Here is a 2,321-nt window from a genome sequence, read left to right as displayed (position 1 = left end):
AACAAAAATTCATGGATATTAGAAAACGTGCATTTAAATTCCCTGAATTAGGTAAAAAAGCTAACTTGATTTGTATTCCAACAACTTCAGGAACAGGTTCAGAAGTTACTCCATTCTCAGTTATTACTGATAAATCTTGTAACAAGAAATATCCATTAACTGACTATGCTTTAACTCCAACAGTAGCTATCGTTGACCCTGAATTCGTTATGTCTTTACCAGCTGCAATTGCTGCTGATACAGGTATCGACGTATTAACTCATGCAGTTGAAGCTTACGTATCTATCTTAGCTTCTGACTTTACTGATGGATGGGCTAAACAAGCCGTTAAATTAGTATTTGATTACTTAGAAGAATCAGTTAAAGAAGGAACTCCTTTATCTAGAGAAAAAATGCACAATGCTGCAACAATCGCAGGTATGGCTTTCGCTAATGCATTCTTAGGTATGAACCACTCATTAGCTCATAAAATTGGTGGGGAATTCCACGTACCTCATGGACGTACTAATGGTATCTTATTACCACACGTTATCAGATATAACGGAAGTATGCCAACTAAATTAAACATCTGGCCAAAAATTGAAAACTTCAAAGCTGATGTTAAATATATGGAATTAGCTCAATTAATCGGATTAAATCCTAAAACTCCTGCAGAAGGTGTTCAAATGTTTGCTGACGCTTGTGAAGAATTATGTCACAAAGTTAATTTAGCATCTAACATCGAATCTCAAGGAATCGATAAAAAAGATTGGGATGAAGCAATTCACAGAATGGCTATGAATGCTTATGAAGATCAATGTACTCCAGCAAATCCAAGAATGCCAATGGTACATGATATGGAAGCAATCTTAAGAACTATTTGGGATTACAAAAATAAATTTGATAAATAATCTGTATAATTTAGGAGACGACTCATTAAGAGTAGTCTCTTTTTTACTTTGTGATATAATATGAGTATATTAAAGGATGGAGGGGTTAGATGAAACGAAATATTTACAATTCTGTTTATTATTGTATTTTAGGTCTAATTCTAATTGTTATTTCAACTATGGCAATTATTCAACGTGATGATTTTTTAATGCGTGTATTTGATGTTTTAGGATGGATTTTAATAATAAATGGGTTCCATGAATTAGGCGTTTTTATTAAAAGACGGTTAAGGGGGGATTTGTTTAATATTATTATTAATATAGTAATTGGGCTTTTTGTTATTATTTATACGACTATTCCAATAAGATTATTATTTGCGATTTTTGCTTTATATATTACTTTAAATGGAATTATTAAGTTTATCTCATATCTTAACTATAAAAAAGATAAAGTTGATAGACGGTTTCCAGTTTTATGTGGAGCTGTTTTTTTAATAATATATGGTTTGGCGTTATTGTTAGGACGGTTTGTGGATGCTAATGCAATGATGATCTTTATTGGTGCATATGGTTTGTTTTTAGGGATGAATTATATTATTGATGGTGTTTTTATAGCTGTTCCTCAGCAGCACAAGGATAGTTTAAAACGTCGAATTAGAATTCCTGTTCCAATTTTTATATCAGCACGTATTCCTAAAGTAATGATGGATTATATAAATGAACGTTTAGCAGTAGAACCTAAAGAAAAGTTTTTAGATGATGTTAATCATGCTAATGTTGAGATATTTATACATGTTAGTCCAGATGGGTTTGGTACAATTGGTCACTGTGATATTTGTATTGATAATAATGTTATCTCATATGGTAATTATGATCATGATTCGATTAGGCTATATGAATCGATTGGTGATGGCGTTATCTTTGTTGCTCCGCGAGAAAGTTATATTCCTTTTTGTATAGAAATAGATAAAAAAACTATCTTTAGTTATGGTGTACGTTTAACAACAAAACAATTAGAAAGTGTAAAAGCGGAGATTAGAAAAATATTTGAAAACACCTATCGATGGTATCCTCGTTCTTATAAAAATAGTGATGATTGTAATGATTATGCTAGTAAATTATACTTACGAACTAAAACAAAATTTTATAAGTTTAAAAAGGGACGTTTTAAGACTTATTTTGTGTTGGGATCTAATTGTGTGAAGCTTGCAGAAACGATTATGGGAAAGGCAGGAATGGACATAATTGATTTAAATGGTATTATTTCACCTGGCACTTATCAGAGTTATTTAGAGAAAGAATACCAGAGAGTTAACGGGGCAATTATTACTAAAAATATTTATAACATATTGACAATTAAATAAAAATGAGGTATATTCATATATGTATTATGGTTATGTAAAAGAAAGACAATAATACTTGCATAGGTGACCCCTCTCCCATATAATCACC

Annotated in this window: 2 protein-coding genes; both read left to right on the top strand. The window is 31.1% G+C overall.

Annotated features, from left to right (window positions below):
• The coding region (locus ACLR9T_RS13950) for an iron-containing alcohol dehydrogenase (RefSeq protein ID WP_413110092.1) at window positions 1-890 on the top strand (890 nt) is incomplete at its 5' end.
• An 89-nt stretch (window positions 891-979) separates the two neighbouring features.
• Entirely contained in the window at window positions 980-2,233 is a 1,254-nt protein-coding gene (locus ACLR9T_RS13945; RefSeq protein WP_413110091.1) for an HdeD family acid-resistance protein, read from the top strand.
• The last annotated feature ends 88 nt before the right edge of the window (window positions 2,234-2,321 follow it).

It is taken from the genome of Thomasclavelia sp., assembly GCF_047249845.1.
GTDB lineage: Bacteria > Bacillota_I > Bacilli_A > Erysipelotrichales > Coprobacillaceae > Thomasclavelia.
Note: the sequence above shows the minus strand (reverse complement) of the source record. Positions and strands in the feature narration are given on the sequence as shown.

Bases quoted from the DNA above. Each gene is read 5' to 3' on its own strand.
- ACLR9T_RS13945 (WP_413110091.1), top strand. From the start codon at position 980: ATGAAACGAAATATTTACAATTCTGTTTATTATTGTATTTTAGGTCTA.